Here is a 16,844-nt window from a genome sequence, read left to right as displayed (position 1 = left end):
TGCGGTGATCCCGGTGCGGCAGCCGCACCACAGCCACCGCACTAGCCTCTCTCCATGAGCGACCGCGCGACGCCCAACCTGCCCTCCCGCGACCTCGACGCGACGGTCGCGTTCTACGCCGCGCTCGGATTCGCGAGGACGTACGGCGACCCGGGTTGGCTGATCCTCGAGCGCGGCACGCTGATGGTGGAGTTCTTCCCGGACCCGGGCCTCGACCCAGCCACCAGTTCGGCGGGCTGCTGCCTGCGGGTCGACGACCTCGACGGCCTGTACGCCGCCTGCGTGGCGTCCGGTCTGCCCGAGACCCACCTCGGCTGGCCGCGCCTGCACCCTCCGCGGGTCGAGGACTCGGGGATGCGGATCGGCTACCTCGTCGACCCGGACGGCAACCTGCTCCGGCTCGTGCAGAACGCCTAGACCGGAACCGCCTCGTCGCCGACCCGGATCGTCCCCGACCCCAGCAGCCGGAACACGGTGCCGCCGCGGGGTGAGCGCAACGCCTGCATCGCGCCGGGGCCGAGGTCGTCGTCGAGCAGCCGGCAGGGCGCGGCGATCCGCACCACCTCGAGCTCGACATCGGCGATCCGCATCCGCTCGCCCGGGCGGGTCGGGATCGGTCCGCGGTCGAGGGTGATGTTGCGCCGGGTCAGGGCCGGGTCGACCGGCCGGCCCAGCACCTCCGCGGCCGCCTCGAGGTCGTCGAGGGCCTGCACGGTGACGTGGCGGTGCTTGCTGCCGTGGTACCGGTCGCCGACCAGGCCGGCACCGGCCTCGGCCTCCACGGACGCGACCGACTTCGTCGGCAGCCGGCGGCCGGGCGCGACGTGGATCGCGTGCACACGGGAGGTCACGACCAGACCGTACGGGCAATGCGGTCGCCGACCGTCCGCGTCCCCGGGCATGATCGACGGATGGACGATCTCCGCGACCCGAAGGCAGCACTGCACCACTACCTCCAGGAGGCGCGCGACGCGCTGGTGTGGAAGGTGGAGGGCGTCGGGGAGCGCGACCTGCGACTGCCGCGCACCCCCACGGGCACAAACCTGCTCGGCATCCTGCGGCACGTCGCCAACGTGGAGATCGGCTACTTCGGGCCCACCTTCGGCCGTGAGTGGCCCGACCCCGACCACCCGCTCGTCGTGACCGACGAGGACTACGACGCCGACCCGCAGTCCGACTGGTGGGTGCCCGCCGAGATCCCGGCCGACGACGTGGTCGCGTTCTACCGGCAGGTCGCGGCCTTCAGCGACGCGACCATCGCCGACCTCCCGCTCGACGCGCCCGGCGCCGTCCCGTGGTGGTCCGAGGGGAAGCGGGAGGTCTCGCTCGCCCGGATCATCGTGCACGTCATCTCCGACACCACCCGCCACGCGGGCCACGCCGACATCCTGCGCGAGACCATCGACGGAGCCGCCGGGCTGCTGGTGGGCGCGACGAACCTGCCCGACGTCGACTGGCCGGCGTACGTCGCGATGCTGACGCGGGTGGCAGACCAGTTCCCGGAGGCGTAGCGCCCCGGCCTCGCCGCGTACGACACTGGGCCTCAGGACCGAGGAGGCACGGATGAGTGGACCGACGACCTGGCGACTGCCCGAGACCGCGCGGGGCTGGGTGACCGACGGCGGGCTCGAGACCGACCTGATCTTCCACCGGGGGCTCGACCTCCCCGACTTCGCGTCGTTCCCGCTGATGGACGACCCCGTCGGGCTGGGGGTGCTGGACGACTACTACCGCGGGTACGCCGAGGTGGCGGCGCGCGAGGGCACCGGCCTGCTGCTGGAGACGCCGACCTGGCGCGCGAACGCCGACTGGGGTGCGCGGCTGGGCTACGGCGCCGACGCGCTGCACCGGGTCAACCGCGACGCCGTCACGCACCTGCGTGGGCTGGCCGACGAGGTGCCCGACGGCGTCGAGCAGGTGCTGGTCGTCGGGGTGGTGGGTCCGCGTGGCGACGGGTACCTCGCGGGCGACCTCGACGCCGAGCGCTACGCCGACTACCACCGGCCGCAGGTCGCGGCCTTCGCCGAGGCCGGCGCCGACCTCGCCACGGCGTACACGCTGACGACCGTCGCCGAGGCGGTCGGGGTCGTCCGCGCGGGCCAGGCCGTCGGCATCCCGGTGGCGGTGTCCTACACCGTCGAGACCGACGGTCGCCTGCCCGACGGCACCCCGCTCGGCGACGCGATCGAGCAGCTGGACGCCGCCACGGATGGCGGCGCTGCGCACGTCCTCGTGAACTGCGCTCACCCCGACCACGTCAGCCCCGGCCTGTCGACGGCGGCACCGTGGACCGAGCGGATCGCCGGGATCGAGGTCAACTCCTCCCGGCTGACCCACGCCGAGCTCGACGAGGCCGAGGAGCTCGACGAGGGCGACCTGCCCGACCTGACCCGCCGCACCCGCGAGCTGGCCGAGTCGCTGCCGTCGGTGCGGATCGTCGGCGGGTGCTGCGGCACGGACGTACGCCACATCGCGGCCTTCTGGGACGGCTGGTCGCCGGTCGTCGCACGCGGTCATTAAGGAGGAGGCGGGGTGTCGGTGCCTGCGCCTAGGGTTTTCGTATGCCCCTGGACGAGCTCGACCCGGTCCCGGCAGACCCCGCCGCGCCGCAGGCCGAGGCGCACCTCCCGCCGGGCGTGACGCGGGGCGCCGAGACGCTGCGCGCCTTCCGGTTGGTGCTCGCCAACACCCTCGTCGCCAACGTGACGTCGAGCTTCCTGTGGTTCGCGCTCACCTTCTGGGCCTACCTCGAGACCCGCTCGGTGATGACCACCGCGATCATCGGCGGCGGCTTCATGCTCTTCACCGCGGTGGCCGGCACCTACTTCGGCACGCTCGTCGACCGGCACCGCAAGAAGCACGTCATGCTCGTCTCCTCCACGGTCACCCTGGTGACCTACGCGGCCTCGGGCGGGCTGTGGCTGCTGCTGGGCGAGGGTCGGCTGGCCGACTGGGAGAGCCCGTGGTTCTGGCTGTTCGCCGCGGTGATCCTCGTCGGCGGGGTGGTCGAGAGCCTCCGCAACATCGCGCTGTCGACCACCGTCACGCTGCTCGTCCCGGAGGACGGCCGCGACAAGGCCAACGGCCTGGTCGGCACCGTGCAGGGCATCGCGTTCATGATCACGAGCGTCTTCAGCGGGCTCAGCGTCGGCCTGCTCGGCATGGGCTGGACGCTGGCCATCGCGATCGCATTGACCGGCGCCTCCCTGCTCCACCTGATCCCGATCGCGATCCCCGAGCTCGACCCCGAGCCGGAGGAGGGCGGCTCGCGCTTCGACGTACGCGGCGCCGTGACCGCGATCCGTGCCGTGCCCGGACTGGTCGCGCTGATCCTCTTCTCGACGTTCAACAACCTGGTGAGCGGCGTCTACATCGCACTGATGGACCCCTACGGCCTCACGCTCTTCAGCGTCGAGGCGTGGGGCATCGTCCTCGGCGTCACCGGGTTGGGCTTCGTGGTCGGTGGCGGGCTGGTGGCGAAGTTCGGCCTCGGCGCCAACCCGGTGCGCACCCTGCTGCTCGTCAATGTCGGCGTCGCGGTGCTGGGCATGACGTTCACGCTGCGCGAGTGGGCCTGGCTCTACGTCCTCGGCCTCTTCATGTTCATGGTGATCATCCCGGCCGCGGAGGCGGCGGAGCAGACGATCATGCAGCGGGTGGTGCCGTTCCGCACCCAGGGCCGGGTCTTCGGCTTCGCGCAGAGCGTCGAGCTCGCGGCGAGCCCGGTCTCGGCGTTCATGATCGGCCCCATCGCCGAGTTCTGGCTGATCCCCTACATGGCGTCGGCGGAGGGCCGCTCGACGTGGGGCTGGCTCGTCGGCAGCGGGGAGGCCCGCGGCATCGCGCTGGTGTTCCTCGGAGCCGGCGCGATCATGCTGGTGACGGTGATGATCGCGCTCGCGTCCGCTCCCTACCGACGGCTCTCGGCCGCGTACGCCTCCGCGCCCCCGCAGCAGCTCGAGGCTGCGGCCGCGGACTGACCGGCTCTCGTCAGGCGGGCATCCGCGCCCGCAGGAAGCGGACCGTGCGGTCCATCGCAGCGACGAACGCCGGCCCGAAGGCGTGGCCGTCGTCGTACCACTCCAGGGTCGAGTCGACGCCTGCGGCGGTCAACGCGCGCTGGGTCGCTCGCGCCCACGGCGGCGGGCAGGTGTCGTCGAAGCGCCCGTGCACCAGCAGCACCGGCTCGGTGATCTCGTCGAACACCGGCCGCGGCGAGACGCCGCGCCAGAACCCGGGGTCCTCGCCCGGCAGACCGTGCCGCCCGCGGAAGCCGGCCTTCAGCTCTGCCAGCGGGGCGTCCGGACGCTGGAACTGGTCGAAGTTCTCCGCCTCCAGGCTCGACACCGAGGCCCAGCCGACGCCGGCGGCGAAGAGGCCGGGCTCGGCCGCGAGCGCCTTCAGCATCACGCCGCCGCCCATCGACCGGCCGAAGAGCGCGATGCGGTCGGGGTCGACCCGCACGTTCGCGGAGTCGCGCAGGGCGTGCACGGCGGCGGCGACGTCGGCGGCGTAGCCCAGCCGTACGGCCGTCTCCACGCGCGGGTCGTCGGTCGACTCCGCGTGGTTGCGGTAGTCGACGTGCAGCGCGACGAACCCCCGCTGGGCGAGGAAGCCGCGCTCGCGGGTCATGCCCTGCCCGCGGACGTAGTAGGCCGGGTCGATGTAGCCGTGGGCGAGCACCACTGCTGGCCATCCCTGACCACCCTGCGGCCCGCGCCCGGTCGGCACGTTGAGCACGCCGCTGATCCGCAGCGGAGTCGTCCCCGCGCCGGCGGTCGTCGAGCGGAACGTGACGTCGTACGACGTGTAGGTGCTCGTGCGCTCGCGGACCGGGCCGAGCCGCAGGTCACCGCCGGCGAGGTCGGCGTCCGCGAGGGCCGCCAAGGAGATCGGGTTTGGCGGAGGCGCCGCCTCCTCGGTGGGCTCCTCGGTCGGCGCCTCGGTCGGTTCGTCAGTGGGGCTGGCCGGCTCGGCCGAGGGCGACTCCGACTGCGAGGACTCAGCGGGAGCCGGTGCCGGGTCCGTGTCCTCGGGCGTCGCCGAGCACGCGGCGAGCAGGGGAAGGCTGGCCAGGAGTGCGGTGACGCGACGCCGGGGGCGGTCCATGGATCCAGTGTGCCCAACACCCGGTGACCGAGGCCCGGTCACATCTGCGGCTCCCCGCGCGTCAAGGGATTGCGATGATGACCAGCGGGAGGGTGGCGCACATGGACCAGACGGAGATCTTCGAGGCCGAGCGGCCGCGGCTGCTCGGGATCGCGAGCCGGGTGCTCGGCGACCACGCCGAGGCCGAGGACGTCGTCCAGCAGGCCTGGCTGCGACTCGACCGGGCGGTGACCTCCGATCCCACCAGCGTGATCGAGAACCTCCCGGCCTGGCTGACCACCGTCACGACGCGGCTCTGCCTCGACCGGCTGCGGGCCCGGACGCCGGTGCCGGTCGAGGAGGTCGAGATGGCGGGCACGGCGCCCGACCCGGCCGACGACGTGGCCCTCGCCGACACCGTGGGCATCGCCCTGCAAGCCGTCATCGACCGACTCTCGCCGCGCGAGCGGGTGGCCTTCGTGCTGCACGACAGCTTCGGGTTCGAGTTCGGCACCATCGCCGCGGTCCTCGACACGACGCCCGTCGCGGCGCGCAAGCTGGCCTCGCGGGCCCGGGCCAAGGTCGCCCAGCCCGCGGCCGAGGACGCCCTCGCGGACTGGGAGGTCGTCGACGCGTTCATGTCCGCCGCCCGCGGCGGCGACTTCCGGCGGCTGCTCGAGCTGCTCGCGCCCGACGCCGTCGTCGGCGCCGACGAGGCCGCCGTCCTCGCCGGGACGCCTGCCTCGATCGAGGGGCGCGCCGACGTGGCCGCGTTCTTCAACGGCAGCGCCCACTCCGCCCTCGCCGTCTACCTCGGCGACCGGCCCGACTACGCCTGGTACCTCAAGGGTGAGGCCAAGGTGGTCTTCGACTTCACCGTCGACCACGGCCAGGTCACGGGCATCACCTTCCGGGCCGCGCCCGACGTGCTCGCCCGGGTCGTACGCCGCTCCGGTCCGGAGCCCGCCTGACACAGCCCGGTCACACCCAGCTCATCATCACCACCAGAGGAGAACCCCATGAAGACCATGACCTGCCGCCAGCTCGGCGGCCCCTGCGACCTCGCGCACCGCGGGGAGAGCCACGACGACGTGATCAACGCCCAGGACAAGCACCTGAAGGAGGCCGAGAAGGCCGGCGACGCCGCCCACCAGCCGGCCCGGAACGAGATGAAGGGCCGCTGGAAGCACCCGAAGAAGTCGCTCGGGTGGTACCGCGACATGAAGCAGGCCTTCGCCGACCTGCCGGAGGCCTGAACCCGGCCAGCACGCGAGCCGCGCGTCACGGGATCGTAAGGAGCAGAACGGCCCCGAGCACCTAGCGTGGGAAGCCGGAGGTGATCGACATGATGGACATGTTGAGCCCAGGCGTCGCCACGGCGCTGCTCGTGATCGTGCTGGTGGCGGCTGCCGCCGGATTCGTCGTGATGCGCGTCCTCGGGGCCCGCGCGGTCGAGGGCGACCATCCCGGCGAGAAGGGCTATGCCAGCCGCCCACGCACCACGCACACTGGGCTTCCACCTACAGACAAGGAACTCTCGTGAGTGATCTCCAGGTCGTCGCCACCATCCCCGCCAGCCCCGAGGCAGCCGACCAGGTCCGCGCGGCCCTGCAGACACTCGCCGAGGCGACTCGGGCGGAGGAGGGGTGCCTCGCGTACGACCTGTTCGAGTCGGGCAGCACGCCGGGCACGTTCGTGACGGTCGAGCGGTGGACCGACTCCGCTGCCCTCGACGCCCACATGGCGACGCCTCACGTGGCCGCCGCGTTCGCGGCCGCGGCGGGCGCCCTCACCGGCGAGGTCGCGGTCCACCCTCTGCAGCCGGTGACCTGAGCGCACAGGTCTGGGCCAGCCCCAGCGCCCAGCACGTCGGGCAGCCGCGCGGCAGCACGGCGGCCGGGACGATCAGCAGCAGCGCCAGCGGACCGAGCCACGGCACGAGCACGAACGCGGCCACCATCAGCGGCAGTCCCAGCGCCCCTCGTACGAGGTGGCGCGGGACGCTGCTGCTGGCGAACATCGTGTCGTGCTGGCTCACGTCAGGAGTTCGTCGCTGCGCGCGGGTCGGATGTCTCAGCGGCGCCGATCGGCCAGCAACCAGGCCGCGCCGGCGCTGACGGCGGTCACGCCGAGCACCGACGGCCAGGTGCCGACCTTCTTGGCCAGCGGGTGCGAGACGCCCATCGCCGTCCAGTAGCCCGCCGTCAGCCCGGCCGCCAGCGGCACCCCGCCGACGGCGTACCACTGCCGGGCAGCGACCGCGTTGGCGCCGAGCATGGCGGCTCCGCCGAGCGGACGGACGCCCGTCTGCTGGGCCAGTGCGAAGCCGCCGATCAGGCCGACGGCGAGCAGGGGAGCGGTGGGAAGTCGATCAAGGTCGGGCACGGCATCGAGCCTAGCCAGCGCTGCACCATGAAGGCAGTTCGTCGCGGCGCCAGCGCTCGGCACGCTCAGCTCCCGGCACCGGGGACTCCAACTGCCTTCATGGTGCGGACGGGTCTCCACGATGGGGCAGCGGATCGTCCGGAATCGGCGCTAGCGTCAGGGACATGAGCAGCGAAGAGACCACCGACGTCTGGGTTCCCCCGCCGTGGGAGCCGCCGATCGACGGCACCGAGGCCGAGCACCTCACCGGTGCACTGGGCCGGATGCGCGCCACCCTGCGGTGGAAGGCCGACGGGCTCGACGAGGCGGGCCTCGCGCAGCGGCTGCCGTCGTCATCGCTGTCCCTCGGGGGCCTCCTGCGCCACCTGGCCCTCGCCGAGGACTACATCCTGACCACCAAGCTCCGCGGCGAGGAGCTCGTCGAGCCGTGGAAGTCGCTCGGCCACGACGACACCGACGAGTGGGAGTTCGAGGCCGACCACTTCAGCGCCGCGGAGACGTACGCCATCTTCGACGAGGCGGTGGCCCGCAACACCCAGCGGATCGACGACGCGGTGGTCGAGGGCGGACTCGACCTGGTCGCGCAGGTCGACGACGGCAACGGCAACCATCCGCGCCTGCGGCGACTCCTGGTCGACCTGCTCGAGGAGTACGCCCGCCACACCGGGCACGCCGACCTCCTCCGCGAGGCGGTCGACGGGCGGGTCGGCGAGGACCCCGACGAGGACTGGACGCCGGCCTGGCTCTAGTCGGTCAAGCCGGACCAGGGGTCCTCGCGGCGCCACAGCTGCGGCAGGTGGAGGGCGACGCCCTGCGACCGGGCGAGGTCGCCGAGCACCCGCATCGTGACGTCGAGGTCGTCGCCGGCGTACGGGAGCGCCCGCAATGGACGGTCGAGACCGCGGAAGAAGTCGTCCCAGTGGGTCAGCACGACCCGCCGGGCCCCGACCGCCTCGACGGTCTGCGCCCAGTAGTCCCGGATGTAGTCCTCCGGCATCACGCCGAGCTGACCCACACCGAGATAGGCGACCTCGGCACGTCGGCCGTCGAGCGCACCGTCGACGAAACCGGCGCTGCCCTGCAGGAGAGCGCTCCGGCCGCTGGTGTGCTCGACGAGGATCGACCAGGCCTCGCCGCACCGGTAGGCGCCGGTCCGCACCGGCGGCACCACCGGCGCGTCGATCGTGCCGGGGAACCGGTCGGGCGGGCAGTGCGACGACTCGACGTGGGTCAGCGTGAACGCGCCGTACGTCCGGGGCTCGCCGGGTGTCACGACGACGAGGCGCGACGGGTCGAGGTCCGCGCCCCGGCCGACGTTGGCCGCGGACTCGCCGCCGACGAGGACGGCACCCGTGCGCTCGGCCACGAGCGCCGAGTCCACGACGTGGTCGAAGTGCGTGTGCACCGGCGCAACGGCGTCGAGCCCGCGACGGCCCGGCCCGAGGCCAAGTCGGTGCAGCGCCGCATCGATGCGCTTCAGGTCGGGCGAGACCGGTCGGAGCAGCAGCGACGGCAGCGACGTGCGCGAGAAGAACCCGTCGGTCATGACGGCGCTCTCGCCGTCGTCCAGGAGCAGGGTCGCCACGCCGACGAACGTCACCGCGAGCCCGGCCCCGGCAGCTGGTACGTCGCAGCGATCGGCGTACCGGCCCAGGTCGGGTCGGCCGAGCTTGAGGCGCATGGCGGTCAGCGTACGGTGGCGCAGTGCCGGGTCCCGAGGGTTTCGCCTACGACGTACGCGGCGGCGACGTCGTGATCACCCACCACGGCCGACGTGCGACGGTGCTGCGCGGCGCCGCGGCCACCGGCTTCCTGGCCGACGTCGAGGACGGCGCCGACGAGCAGGAACTGATGGCCCACGTCACCGGCAACTACCGACGGGGGAACGAGCGGACGGCGAAGGACCACCCGCGCAACCGGGGACGCTGAGGGACTACTTCGACGGCTCCGGGGTGTCGACGTCGACGTTGACGTCCGGGCAGCCGACCTTGGGGTTGAGCCCGGTGTAGTTGAGCGGGCCGGCCACCACGTTGAGGGCGATGTCGCTGGCCTCCGAGCAGTTGGTCTCCGCGTCGTCGAAGTAGCCGCGCTGGAAGGCGGCGAACGCTCCGATGATCAACCAGAGCACGAGCAGGATGCCGATCAGTCGTCCCATGGGGACCTCCTTGACCATGACGGCGGGGTCGCCGTCGCGGCCGATCATCGCCCCGCCCCAGTCTGCCTGCCACCCTCCCAGGGGTAGGTGGCCCTAGTGTGCGAGGCATGACGATCCTCACGGTGGGCTTCTCCCTGCTGGCCGCGCTGCTCCACGTCTACATCTGGGTGCTCGAGTCCTTCCGCTGGACCGAGCCGTCGACGCGCAAGACCTTCGGGGTCTCCGAGGCCGACGCCGAGGTCACCAAGCCGCTGGCCTACAACCAGGGCTTCTACAACCTGTTCCTGGCGATCATCACCCTCATCGGCCTCGCGCTCCTCACGAGCGAGCACGGGATCGGGTCTGCGCTCGCGCTGGCCGGCACCGGGTCGATGCTCGCTGCGGCCGTCGTACTCGTCACCCACGACCGCACCATGGTCCGCGCCGCACTGACGCAGGGCACGCTGCCCGCCCTTGCGGTGCTGTTCCTGCTGCTCGAGCTCTAGGGGATCACTGGGCGAGCCAGGTGTGCACCGACGAGACGACCGATGCGCCCTCGCCGGTCGCCGACGCCACCCGCTTCATCGACCCCGACCGGATGTCGCCGCCCGCGAAGACGCCCGGCAGCGTGGTGGCCAGGTCCTCCGGGGGTACGTCCTCGAGCCAGGCGGTGCGCGGGATGTCGCGGCCGGTGAGGACGAAGCCGCGCGCGTCGCGCAGCACCGTGTCGGGAAGCCAGCCGCACTCGGGCGCGGCCCCGAGCAGCAGGAAGAGCCCGCGCGCGTCGACGCGCTCGTGCTCCTTGGTCTCGACGTCCTCCATGGTGATCCACGCCAGGTGGCTGACGTCGTCCGCGCCGCCGTCGACGACGCACGTCGAGCCCCGAACGGTGATCCGCGGGTTCCACTCGATCTCGTTGATCAGGTAGGACGACATGGTGGCCGTCAGGTCGGGACGGCGTACGGCGATCGTGACCTCCTTGGCGAAGCGGGCGGCGTGGATCGCGGCCTGCCCGGCCGAGTTGCCGCCGCCGACGATGACGATGTGGTCGCCGGCGAGCTCGCGCGCCGCCGCCATCGCCGCGCCGTAGTAGACCCCGCGGCCGACGAGCTCCTCGATCGAGTCGACGCCGAGCCGGCGGTAGTTCACGCCGGTGGCGACCAGCACCGTACGCGCATGCACGTCGCCGCCCTCGGTGTGGACGATGTGGTGCCCGCCCTCCTCGCACGGCGAGATCCCGGTCGCCGGCCAACCGGTGAAGAAGCGGGTGCCGAAGCGCAGGGCCTGGCCGCGGGCGCGCTGCGCGAGCCGCATCCCGGAGATGCCGCGCGGGAAGCCGAGGTAGTTGCGGATCATCGAGCTGGTGCCGGCCTGGCCGCCGATCGCCTCCGCCTCGAGGCAGATCGTCGAGAGGCCCTCGCTGGAGGCGTACACGCTCGCCGCGAGCCCCGCCGGCCCGGCGCCGACGACCACGAGGTCGACGACCTCGTCGACGTCGATCTCGTCGGGTCGGCCGTAGAGCTGGTTGGCGAGGGCCCGCACGCTCGGGCAGTGGCCGCACCAGCCGACCAGCGACGAGACGACGGGCCACCTGCCTTCGTCCTCGGGGCACCGCGCCATCACCTCGCGACCGACCTCGCTGTCGGGGTGGTGCACGCCGGCGGGCATGCCGACCCGGCCGAGGTAGTCGAGGAGCTCGCGGGTGAGCGCGTCCTTCTCCGGCGTGATGATGCGGACGTTCTCGACGACCGGGGTGGCGACGGTGGCGTTCCACTCGTTGAGCATCTCGCCGACGGCGCCGTGGAACTCCTCGTCGCGCGGCCCCTGCGGCATCAGCAGGAGGGCGTCGACCTTGCCGGCCGCGACCGCGTGGCGGAAGTCGGCGTTGTCGGCCCGGAAGCGGCTGATGTGCGACACGATCAGCCGACGCGCGGTCGGTACGGCCTTCCGGGTGCCGGCGATGAGGGCGTAGAGCTTCTCCTGCTCGTGGTCGGTGTCGATCACGAAGAGCGCCACCTGGTGCCCGGAGCCCATGAGGTCCATGGCGGTCGTCTTCGCGGTGACCTCGTCGCTCACCAGCCGGACGTCGTACTCCCGCTCGTAGCGCCCGAAGGCCTCGGCCAGCACGTCTCCGTGGTTTGCGGAGGCGATGACGATCGCGGGCGCTCCCATGTCACCGGATCGTAGCCCTCGCTATCTAGGGACGTTCTCGTAGGAGATCCGGCCCTCCGACCTACCAAAACGTCCCTAGATACCCGGGGTGGGGGGAGCGGGGTCAGCCGGTGAGGTTGTGGACGAAGCACCAGCGCCACGACTCGTCGGGCTGGGCCGACTCCATGACCGGGTGGAGGGTCTCGTGGAAGTGGCCGGTCGCGTGCTTTCCGATCGAGGAGTCACAGCAGCCGACGTGGCCGCACTCCAGGCACTGGCGCAGCGAGACCCACGGGGTGCCGTCGGCCAGGCAGGGCGTGCACGCCGGGTCGTCGACGGTGTCGATCGCGGGGTAGGCCTCGAGGTCGTCGCACTGGCGGCCGGCAGTGAACGCCAGCGACCCGATGCGGATCCGCTCCGGGGCCTCCGACCCGGCGTCGAGCATGGACTCCTCGATGTCCAGCAGTCCCAGCACCTGGCTGACGACCTCGGAGGGCACGTGGCCCTTGCCGCGGACCAGCAGCACCTTGGCGCGCTCGGCGTCGATCATCTCCTGCCGGATCCGCGCGTACAGCTGCGAGGGAGTCTCCTGGTCCTCCGCCGTCGCGAGCTGCTCCCAGGCGGCGAACGAGCGCTGGTCGAGGCGCGACCGGATCTGGTCGGAGACGCCGTGGTGGTCGTCGTACTCGAGCTCGTCGAGCTTCGCGAGGCCCGCGTCGGCGGCCTGCTGCAGGAGCGCGGCGCGCGCGAGCGCGTCCTCGGCGGGGTCGGGAGCGGGCACGTCGAGGAGCCGCGTCAGCAGCGGGAGGGTCGCCCCCTGCAGGAACAGCGTGCCGGCCACGACGGTGAAGGCGATGAGGAGCAGCACCTCGCGGTGCTCCCAGTCCTCCGGGATCACGAACGCCGCGGCGAGCGTCACCACGCCGCGCATCCCGGCCCAGCCGATGAGGAAGGTCCACGACGCCGGGAGCGGGTCCTCACCGACCCGCCGGAACACCCAGGTGAGGTAGACCCAGCCCATTCGTACGGCGATGACGGTGGCCAGCGTCGCCCCGCACAGCGCAGCGATCCGGCCCACCGAGAGCGTCGAGTCGGCGACGTCGGCCAGGATCCAGTCGAGCTGGAGGCCGATGAGGAGGAACACCGTGTTCTCCAGGATGAAGGCCACGGTGCGCCAGGTGATGCGCTCGGTGATGCGCGACTGCGCGGTCTGGATGATCGGCGCCTTGTGCCCGAGCAGCAGGCCGGCCACGACGACCGAGATGACACCGGAGGCGTGCACCTCCTCCGCGGCGACGAACGCGGCGAAGGGGGTGAGGAACGAGATCGCGGTGTCCATCAGCGGGTCGGTGATCCGCTTGCGGAGCCACGCCACGAGGACGAAGACGCCGATTCCGATCAGCAGCCCACCGCCCGCTGCACGGACGAAGTCGACGCCCACCTCGGTCAGCGCGAAGCCGCCGGAGAAGGCCGCGATGGCGGTGCGCAGGGTGACCAGCGCGCTGGCGTCGTTGAGGAGCGACTCGCCCTCGAGGATCGTCACCACCCGTCTCGGCAGGCCGATCCGGCGAGCGACGGCGGTCGCCGCGACCGCGTCCGGCGGGGCGACGACCGCGCCGATCGCGATGGCCGCGGCCCAGCCGATGTCGGGCACGAGCGCGTGCACGACCACCCCGACCGCGAGCGACGTCAGCACCACCAGGACCACCGAGAGCCGGAGGATCGACCCGCGGTTGGCGTTGAAGTCGACGAGCGACGTCTGGATCGCTGCCGCGTAGAGCAGTGGCGGCAGCAGCCCCAGCAGGACCACCTCGGACTCGAGGTGGATCGTCGGCACGCCGGGGACGTACGACGCCACGGCTCCGACCACGATCAGCAGGAGTGGCGCGGGGACGTGCAGGCGGTCGCTGACAGCGGTCGCGGCGAGCACGACGGCGGCCATCGAGACCAGCAGCAGGGCGAGTTCCACCGGGCGAGTCTCGCGGGTGCGCGCCGGTCAGGCCAGCGCGTTCACGGTCAGCGGACGACGTCGTAGCGCTGGAGCGTGACCCCGTTGGAGTACGCGGCGTGCTCGATGAGCGCCAGCTTCGTCTTGTCGGGGGCGGCGTCGGCGGCGAAGAGGCGCTTGCCGCTGCCGAGCATGATCGGGAAAACGAGCAGGTGGTAGCGGTCGACCAGGCCCGCGGCCGCGAGGCCCTGGGCGAGGGTCGGGCTGCCGTGCACGTGGATCTCCCCGCCCTCGGTCTCCTTGAGCGCGGCGACGTCGTCGAGTGAGCGGAGCACGCTGACCTGGCCCTCGCCCCACGGCACCGTGTCGCCGTCGAGCGTGGTCGAGACGACGTACTTCGGCATCGCGTTGTAGGTCGCGAACTCTTCCATCGACGGCCACACGGGCGCGAACTCGTCGTACGACTGGCGGCCGAGGAGCAGCGCGGTGGCCTCGAGGGTCTCGCGGCCCTTGATCTCGTACGCCGCGGGGTCGAACGCGACGTCCTTGAACGTCCAGCCGCCGTGCGGGTGGTCCCCGCCGCCGGGTGAGTCGACGATGCCGTCGAGGGTGATCAACTCGGTCACGACCAGGGTGCGCATGGTGGATCCTCTCTCGATGGGGACGGGTCAGGAAGCGAGCAGGTCGTCGATCTGGTTGATGGCCGACGACGCACCCTCGACGACGCCCATCGCCAGCACCTGCTGCAGGGCCTCGGCGGTGGCGAAGGTGGAGACGTACGTCGCCTGCGTGCCGCCGTCGGTCTCGGTGAACGTGTAGACGTTGACCGACACCGGCAGGTCGGTGTTGGGGGCGAAGGTCTCGTCGCGGGCGAAGCCGTCGTCGAAGGTGAAGCCGCGCGGGCCGTCGACCTCGGTGATGGTCCAGTAGCCGTAGTACTTCGCGCCCTCCGGGCTGGTCATGAAGTAGTTCATCCGCCCGCCCGGCGCCAGCTCGTGGTCGACGAAGGTCGCGGGATAGGTCGGCGGGCCCCACACGCGCTCGAGCTGGCGCGGGTCGGCGTACACCTCCCAGACGCGCTCGGCGGGGGCGGCGAAGTCGGCGGTGATGGTGAGGGTGCGGGCGTCGGTGTCGTGGTGGACGTCGGTGACGGGCATGGGTGATCAGTCCTTCTCAGTGGTGGTGGAGGTGTGGGTGTCGGCGGCGAGGAGCTCGTCCATCCGGGAGATGCGGCCGCGCCAGAGGGCCTCGAGCTCGGTGAGCATCACGCCCACCGACCGCACGGCCTCCACGTCGCCGCTTGCCAGGGCCTCGCGACCCTGCCGACGCTTGGTCAGCAGGCCGGCTCGCTCGAGCACGGCGACGTGCTTCTGGACGGCCGCGAAGCTCATGTCATAGCTCTGCGCCAGGGCCGAGACGGAGTGCTCGCCGGCCAGCACGCGACGGAGGATGTCGCGCCGGGTCCGGTCGGCGAGGGCGTGGAACCAGGCGTCCGCCCGGGCCTCCTGCTCGCTGTCCGTCTCGGTCATGGGAGTAACGTACAACCAAATGGTTGTACGTTGTCAAGGGGCCTCGTCAGACTCTTTGCCGGGCGGCGCGCATACCCCGGATCACGCGGGGCACTGGACCTTCTTAAGGGTGGGAGGTCCTCCGCGGCGAGTAGCATCGACGCTGCGGTGCGAGTCTCGTGCCACGATCTCGAAGAGAAGTGGGACTGCATCGTGGAGCGACTCGTGGAAGGTCTCCGTCTCGGCGACCGCTACGTGCTGGAGGAGCGCATCGCCTCCGGGGGCATGGCCCACGTCTGGAGCGCCATCGACGACGTCCTGCAGCGCCAGGTCGCCGTGAAGGTCATGCGGGCCGACATGGACGACGAGGACGAGGTCTTCGCGCAGCGCTTCCGCGACGAGGCGCAGCACTCGGCGTCGCTGATGCACCCCAACATCACCACGGTCTTCGACTTCGGCGAGGACGACCACCGCTCGTACCTCGTGATGGAGCTGGTCGAGGGCCTGCCGCTGTCGGCGGTCATCCGCGACCAGGGCGCCCTCGACGTCGAGAACGTGCGCTCGATCCTCGCCCAGGCCGCGCTCGCGCTCGGCACGGCCCACGAGGCCGGCGTCGTCCATCGCGACGTCAAGCCCGCCAACATCCTGCTCCGCAACGACGGCGTCGTGAAGCTCACCGACTTCGGCATCGCGCGCGCCATGGACGGCATCGGCCACACCCGGGTCGGCGAGATGGTCGGCACCCCCAACTACATCAGCCCCGAGCAGGCGCTCGGCGCGAAGGCGACCGGCGCCAGCGACCTCTACGCCCTCGGCGTCGTGGCCCACGAGATGCTCACGGGGGTACGACCCTTTGACCGCGGTACGCCGATCGCCACCGCGATGTCGCACGTCAACGAGCCCCCGCCGCCGCTGGGCGACGACGTGCCGACCGACCTACGTGCCGTCGTCGCGACGCTGCTGGAGAAGGATCCCGAGAAGCGTCCGGCCAACGCGCGGACGGTCGCCGTCATGCTCGGCGTCGCCACCAACGAGCTCTCCGGGCTCGACCTGGGGCTGGCCTCGGGGGTGGCGAGCGACTACGTCCTTCCGGTCACACCGGTCACTCCGGTGAACCTCCGGCGACCGGCGCCGATCGACACCCCGACCGTGGCCGCCAGCGCCGCAGAGCTGCTCGACCAGCCTCGCGACTAGCCCCCGCGACTAGGGCGTGTCTCTGAAGTCATGCCAGCCAGAGCATGATCGCGGCCAAGACGACGCCGCCTCGAAAGACCACTGCGTGCTTGTCGTAGCGGGTGGCGAGTCCGCGCCAGTTCTTCACGTGGTTGAACGCTCGCTCGACCACGTTGCGGTGCTTGTAGTCGCTGGCGTCGAAGCCGACGGGCCGCCCACCGCGTGAGCCCTTGTTCTTGCGGTGTCGAATCTGGTCGGAAGGTTCGGGGATGACCGCGGTGATTCCCCGTGAGCGCAGATGCGCCCGGTGACCACGCGCGGAGTAGGCCTTGTCGGCGCGCAGCGCCTCAGGAGTCGTTCGTGGCCGCCCGGGTCCGACGCGGGGAATCCGGAGCTCGGCCAGGAGCTTCGGCAACGCCGGGGAGTCGTTGGCCTGCCCCGGAGTCACCGCGATGAC

At 71.9% G+C, this 16,844-nt stretch carries 24 protein-coding genes; 12 read left to right on the top strand and 12 right to left on the bottom strand.

The window, feature by feature from the left end:
- Nucleotides 1–54 precede the first annotated feature (54 nt).
- Complete coding sequence (locus tag EUA94_RS10365; protein WP_129426812.1) at nucleotides 55–417, top strand: bleomycin resistance protein; 363 nt, start codon at nucleotides 55–57, stop codon at nucleotides 415–417.
- On the opposite strand, the gene EUA94_RS10360 is transcribed toward EUA94_RS10365, so the two are convergent.
- Nucleotides 414–851: an MOSC domain-containing protein gene (locus EUA94_RS10360; protein WP_207210496.1), complete on the bottom strand. Its 438-nt coding sequence runs from the start codon at nucleotides 849–851 to the stop codon at nucleotides 414–416. The genes EUA94_RS10365 and EUA94_RS10360 overlap by 4 nt on opposite strands.
- Nucleotides 852–911: 60 nt before the next feature.
- Between EUA94_RS10360 and EUA94_RS10355 the strand changes: the two genes are divergently transcribed.
- From EUA94_RS10355 to EUA94_RS10345, 3 genes are read left to right on the top strand one after another with little or no spacing between them, the layout of a single operon-like run.
- Nucleotides 912–1,511: a DinB family protein gene (locus tag EUA94_RS10355; protein WP_129426810.1), complete on the top strand. Its 600-nt coding sequence runs from the start codon at nucleotides 912–914 to the stop codon at nucleotides 1,509–1,511.
- Between the two features lie 52 nt (nucleotides 1,512–1,563).
- Nucleotides 1,564–2,520, top strand: a complete 957-nt coding sequence (locus tag EUA94_RS10350) for a homocysteine S-methyltransferase family protein (RefSeq protein WP_129426809.1) — start codon at nucleotides 1,564–1,566, stop codon at nucleotides 2,518–2,520.
- A 41-nt stretch (nucleotides 2,521–2,561) separates the two neighbouring features.
- A complete protein-coding gene (locus EUA94_RS10345; protein WP_129426808.1) occupies nucleotides 2,562–3,980 on the top strand; it encodes an MFS transporter in 1,419 nt (472 codons plus the stop codon).
- 10 nt (nucleotides 3,981–3,990) lie between these two features.
- On the opposite strand, the gene EUA94_RS10340 is transcribed toward EUA94_RS10345, so the two are convergent.
- Nucleotides 3,991–5,109: an alpha/beta hydrolase family protein gene (locus tag EUA94_RS10340; protein ID WP_129426807.1), complete on the bottom strand. Its 1,119-nt coding sequence runs from the start codon at nucleotides 5,107–5,109 to the stop codon at nucleotides 3,991–3,993.
- Between the two features lie 101 nt (nucleotides 5,110–5,210).
- Here EUA94_RS10340 and EUA94_RS10335 point away from each other — a divergent pair, with 101 nt between their 5' ends.
- From EUA94_RS10335 to EUA94_RS10320, 4 genes are all read left to right on the top strand, one after another.
- On the top strand, nucleotides 5,211–6,059 hold the full coding sequence (locus EUA94_RS10335; RefSeq protein ID WP_129426806.1) for a sigma-70 family RNA polymerase sigma factor: 849 nt from the start codon (nucleotides 5,211–5,213) through the stop codon (nucleotides 6,057–6,059).
- Nucleotides 6,060–6,107: 48 nt separating this feature from the next.
- Nucleotides 6,108–6,344 carry a DUF1059 domain-containing protein gene (locus tag EUA94_RS10330; RefSeq protein ID WP_129426805.1) on the top strand — a complete coding sequence of 79 codons (237 nt, stop codon included), beginning with the start codon at nucleotides 6,108–6,110 and terminating at the stop codon, nucleotides 6,342–6,344.
- Between the two features lie 89 nt (nucleotides 6,345–6,433).
- Nucleotides 6,434–6,631 carry a hypothetical protein gene (locus EUA94_RS10325; protein ID WP_129426804.1) on the top strand — a complete coding sequence of 66 codons (198 nt, stop codon included), beginning with the start codon at nucleotides 6,434–6,436 and terminating at the stop codon, nucleotides 6,629–6,631.
- Nucleotides 6,628–6,921: a putative quinol monooxygenase gene (locus tag EUA94_RS10320; protein WP_129426803.1), complete on the top strand. Its 294-nt coding sequence runs from the start codon at nucleotides 6,628–6,630 to the stop codon at nucleotides 6,919–6,921. The genes EUA94_RS10325 and EUA94_RS10320 overlap by 4 nt, the downstream gene beginning before the upstream one ends.
- On the opposite strand, the gene EUA94_RS10315 is transcribed toward EUA94_RS10320, so the two are convergent.
- Entirely contained in the window at nucleotides 6,878–7,126 is a 249-nt protein-coding gene (locus EUA94_RS10315) for a hypothetical protein (protein ID WP_129426802.1), read from the bottom strand. The genes EUA94_RS10320 and EUA94_RS10315 overlap by 44 nt on opposite strands.
- A gap of 35 nt (nucleotides 7,127–7,161) precedes the next feature.
- Nucleotides 7,162–7,473 carry a hypothetical protein gene (locus tag EUA94_RS10310; RefSeq protein WP_242494788.1) on the bottom strand — a complete coding sequence of 104 codons (312 nt, stop codon included), beginning with the start codon at nucleotides 7,471–7,473 and terminating at the stop codon, nucleotides 7,162–7,164.
- Nucleotides 7,474–7,637: 164 nt separating this feature from the next.
- Between EUA94_RS10310 and EUA94_RS10305 the strand changes: the two genes are divergently transcribed.
- Complete coding sequence (locus EUA94_RS10305) at nucleotides 7,638–8,222, top strand: mycothiol transferase (protein ID WP_129426801.1); 585 nt, start codon at nucleotides 7,638–7,640, stop codon at nucleotides 8,220–8,222.
- Here EUA94_RS10305 and EUA94_RS10300 read toward each other — a convergent pair.
- Nucleotides 8,219–9,154 (bottom strand): MBL fold metallo-hydrolase, encoded by a 936-nt coding sequence (locus EUA94_RS10300; protein ID WP_129426800.1) that lies wholly within the window; start codon nucleotides 9,152–9,154, stop codon nucleotides 8,219–8,221. The genes EUA94_RS10305 and EUA94_RS10300 overlap by 4 nt on opposite strands.
- Before the next feature lie 23 nt (nucleotides 9,155–9,177).
- Between EUA94_RS10300 and EUA94_RS10295 the strand changes: the two genes are divergently transcribed.
- The gene (locus tag EUA94_RS10295; RefSeq protein WP_129426799.1) at nucleotides 9,178–9,402 is read left to right on the top strand and encodes a hypothetical protein; all 225 of its coding nucleotides are present in this window, start codon (nucleotides 9,178–9,180) and stop codon (nucleotides 9,400–9,402) included.
- A 4-nt stretch (nucleotides 9,403–9,406) separates the two neighbouring features.
- Here the strand turns inward: EUA94_RS10295 and EUA94_RS10290 are convergent, their stop codons facing one another.
- Nucleotides 9,407–9,628, bottom strand: coding sequence for a hypothetical protein (locus tag EUA94_RS10290; RefSeq protein ID WP_129426798.1), 222 nt, complete (start codon nucleotides 9,626–9,628; stop codon nucleotides 9,407–9,409).
- 107 nt (nucleotides 9,629–9,735) lie between these two features.
- Between EUA94_RS10290 and EUA94_RS10285 the strand changes: the two genes are divergently transcribed.
- Nucleotides 9,736–10,113, top strand: a complete 378-nt coding sequence (locus EUA94_RS10285) for a DUF1304 domain-containing protein (RefSeq protein WP_129426797.1) — start codon at nucleotides 9,736–9,738, stop codon at nucleotides 10,111–10,113.
- 4 nt (nucleotides 10,114–10,117) lie between these two features.
- Here EUA94_RS10285 and EUA94_RS10280 read toward each other — a convergent pair whose 3' ends face one another.
- The 5 genes from EUA94_RS10280 to EUA94_RS10260 all read right to left on the bottom strand — a co-directional run bounded on the left by EUA94_RS10280 (nucleotide 10,118) and on the right by EUA94_RS10260 (nucleotide 15,235).
- Entirely contained in the window at nucleotides 10,118–11,779 is a 1,662-nt protein-coding gene (locus EUA94_RS10280) for an NAD(P)/FAD-dependent oxidoreductase (RefSeq protein WP_129426796.1), read from the bottom strand.
- A gap of 103 nt (nucleotides 11,780–11,882) precedes the next feature.
- The gene (locus EUA94_RS10275; protein ID WP_129426795.1) at nucleotides 11,883–13,727 is read right to left on the bottom strand and encodes a Na+/H+ antiporter; all 1,845 of its coding nucleotides are present in this window, start codon (nucleotides 13,725–13,727) and stop codon (nucleotides 11,883–11,885) included.
- Nucleotides 13,728–13,774: 47 nt separating this feature from the next.
- Complete coding sequence (locus EUA94_RS10270; RefSeq protein WP_129426794.1) at nucleotides 13,775–14,347, bottom strand: dihydrofolate reductase family protein; 573 nt, start codon at nucleotides 14,345–14,347, stop codon at nucleotides 13,775–13,777.
- Between the two features lie 27 nt (nucleotides 14,348–14,374).
- The gene (locus EUA94_RS10265; protein ID WP_129426793.1) at nucleotides 14,375–14,863 is read right to left on the bottom strand and encodes an SRPBCC family protein; all 489 of its coding nucleotides are present in this window, start codon (nucleotides 14,861–14,863) and stop codon (nucleotides 14,375–14,377) included.
- Between the two features lie 6 nt (nucleotides 14,864–14,869).
- A complete protein-coding gene (locus EUA94_RS10260) occupies nucleotides 14,870–15,235 on the bottom strand; it encodes an ArsR/SmtB family transcription factor (RefSeq protein WP_129426792.1) in 366 nt (121 codons plus the stop codon).
- A gap of 204 nt (nucleotides 15,236–15,439) precedes the next feature.
- Between EUA94_RS10260 and EUA94_RS10255 the strand changes: the two genes are divergently transcribed.
- The gene (locus tag EUA94_RS10255) at nucleotides 15,440–16,408 is read left to right on the top strand and encodes a serine/threonine-protein kinase (RefSeq protein ID WP_207210495.1); all 969 of its coding nucleotides are present in this window, start codon (nucleotides 15,440–15,442) and stop codon (nucleotides 16,406–16,408) included.
- Nucleotides 16,409–16,436: 28 nt separating this feature from the next.
- On the opposite strand, the gene EUA94_RS10250 is transcribed toward EUA94_RS10255, so the two are convergent.
- Nucleotides 16,437–16,844: transposase (locus EUA94_RS10250; protein ID WP_165356855.1), on the bottom strand; the 408-nt coding region annotated here is incomplete at its 5' end.

Source organism: Nocardioides zhouii, assembly GCF_004137345.1.
In the GTDB taxonomy this organism is placed as follows: domain Bacteria; phylum Actinomycetota; class Actinomycetes; order Propionibacteriales; family Nocardioidaceae; genus Nocardioides; species Nocardioides zhouii.
The sequence above is the reverse complement of the archived record's forward strand: the minus strand, read 5'-3'. Positions and strand labels throughout refer to the sequence as shown.

Excerpts from the sequence above, each read along its gene's own strand:
- EUA94_RS10365 (WP_129426812.1), top strand. The coding sequence starts at position 55 with ATGAGCGACCGCGCGACGCCCAACCTGCCCTCCCGCGACCTCGACGCG.
- EUA94_RS10355 (WP_129426810.1), top strand. The coding sequence starts at position 912 with ATGGACGATCTCCGCGACCCGAAGGCAGCACTGCACCACTACCTCCAG.
- EUA94_RS10350 (WP_129426809.1), top strand. The coding sequence starts at position 1,564 with ATGAGTGGACCGACGACCTGGCGACTGCCCGAGACCGCGCGGGGCTGG.
- EUA94_RS10345 (WP_129426808.1), top strand. The coding sequence starts at position 2,562 with ATGCCCCTGGACGAGCTCGACCCGGTCCCGGCAGACCCCGCCGCGCCG.
- EUA94_RS10340 (WP_129426807.1), bottom strand. The coding sequence starts at position 5,109 with ATGGACCGCCCCCGGCGTCGCGTCACCGCACTCCTGGCCAGCCTTCCC.
- EUA94_RS10335 (WP_129426806.1), top strand. The coding sequence starts at position 5,211 with ATGGACCAGACGGAGATCTTCGAGGCCGAGCGGCCGCGGCTGCTCGGG.
- EUA94_RS10330 (WP_129426805.1), top strand. The coding sequence starts at position 6,108 with ATGAAGACCATGACCTGCCGCCAGCTCGGCGGCCCCTGCGACCTCGCG.
- EUA94_RS10325 (WP_129426804.1), top strand. The coding sequence starts at position 6,434 with ATGATGGACATGTTGAGCCCAGGCGTCGCCACGGCGCTGCTCGTGATC.
- EUA94_RS10305 (WP_129426801.1), top strand. The coding sequence starts at position 7,638 with ATGAGCAGCGAAGAGACCACCGACGTCTGGGTTCCCCCGCCGTGGGAG.
- EUA94_RS10300 (WP_129426800.1), bottom strand. The coding sequence starts at position 9,154 with ATGCGCCTCAAGCTCGGCCGACCCGACCTGGGCCGGTACGCCGATCGC.
- EUA94_RS10290 (WP_129426798.1), bottom strand. The coding sequence starts at position 9,628 with ATGGGACGACTGATCGGCATCCTGCTCGTGCTCTGGTTGATCATCGGA.
- EUA94_RS10285 (WP_129426797.1), top strand. The coding sequence starts at position 9,736 with ATGACGATCCTCACGGTGGGCTTCTCCCTGCTGGCCGCGCTGCTCCAC.
- EUA94_RS10280 (WP_129426796.1), bottom strand. The coding sequence starts at position 11,779 with ATGGGAGCGCCCGCGATCGTCATCGCCTCCGCAAACCACGGAGACGTG.
- EUA94_RS10270 (WP_129426794.1), bottom strand. The coding sequence starts at position 14,347 with ATGCGCACCCTGGTCGTGACCGAGTTGATCACCCTCGACGGCATCGTC.
- EUA94_RS10265 (WP_129426793.1), bottom strand. The coding sequence starts at position 14,863 with ATGCCCGTCACCGACGTCCACCACGACACCGACGCCCGCACCCTCACC.
- EUA94_RS10260 (WP_129426792.1), bottom strand. The coding sequence starts at position 15,235 with ATGACCGAGACGGACAGCGAGCAGGAGGCCCGGGCGGACGCCTGGTTC.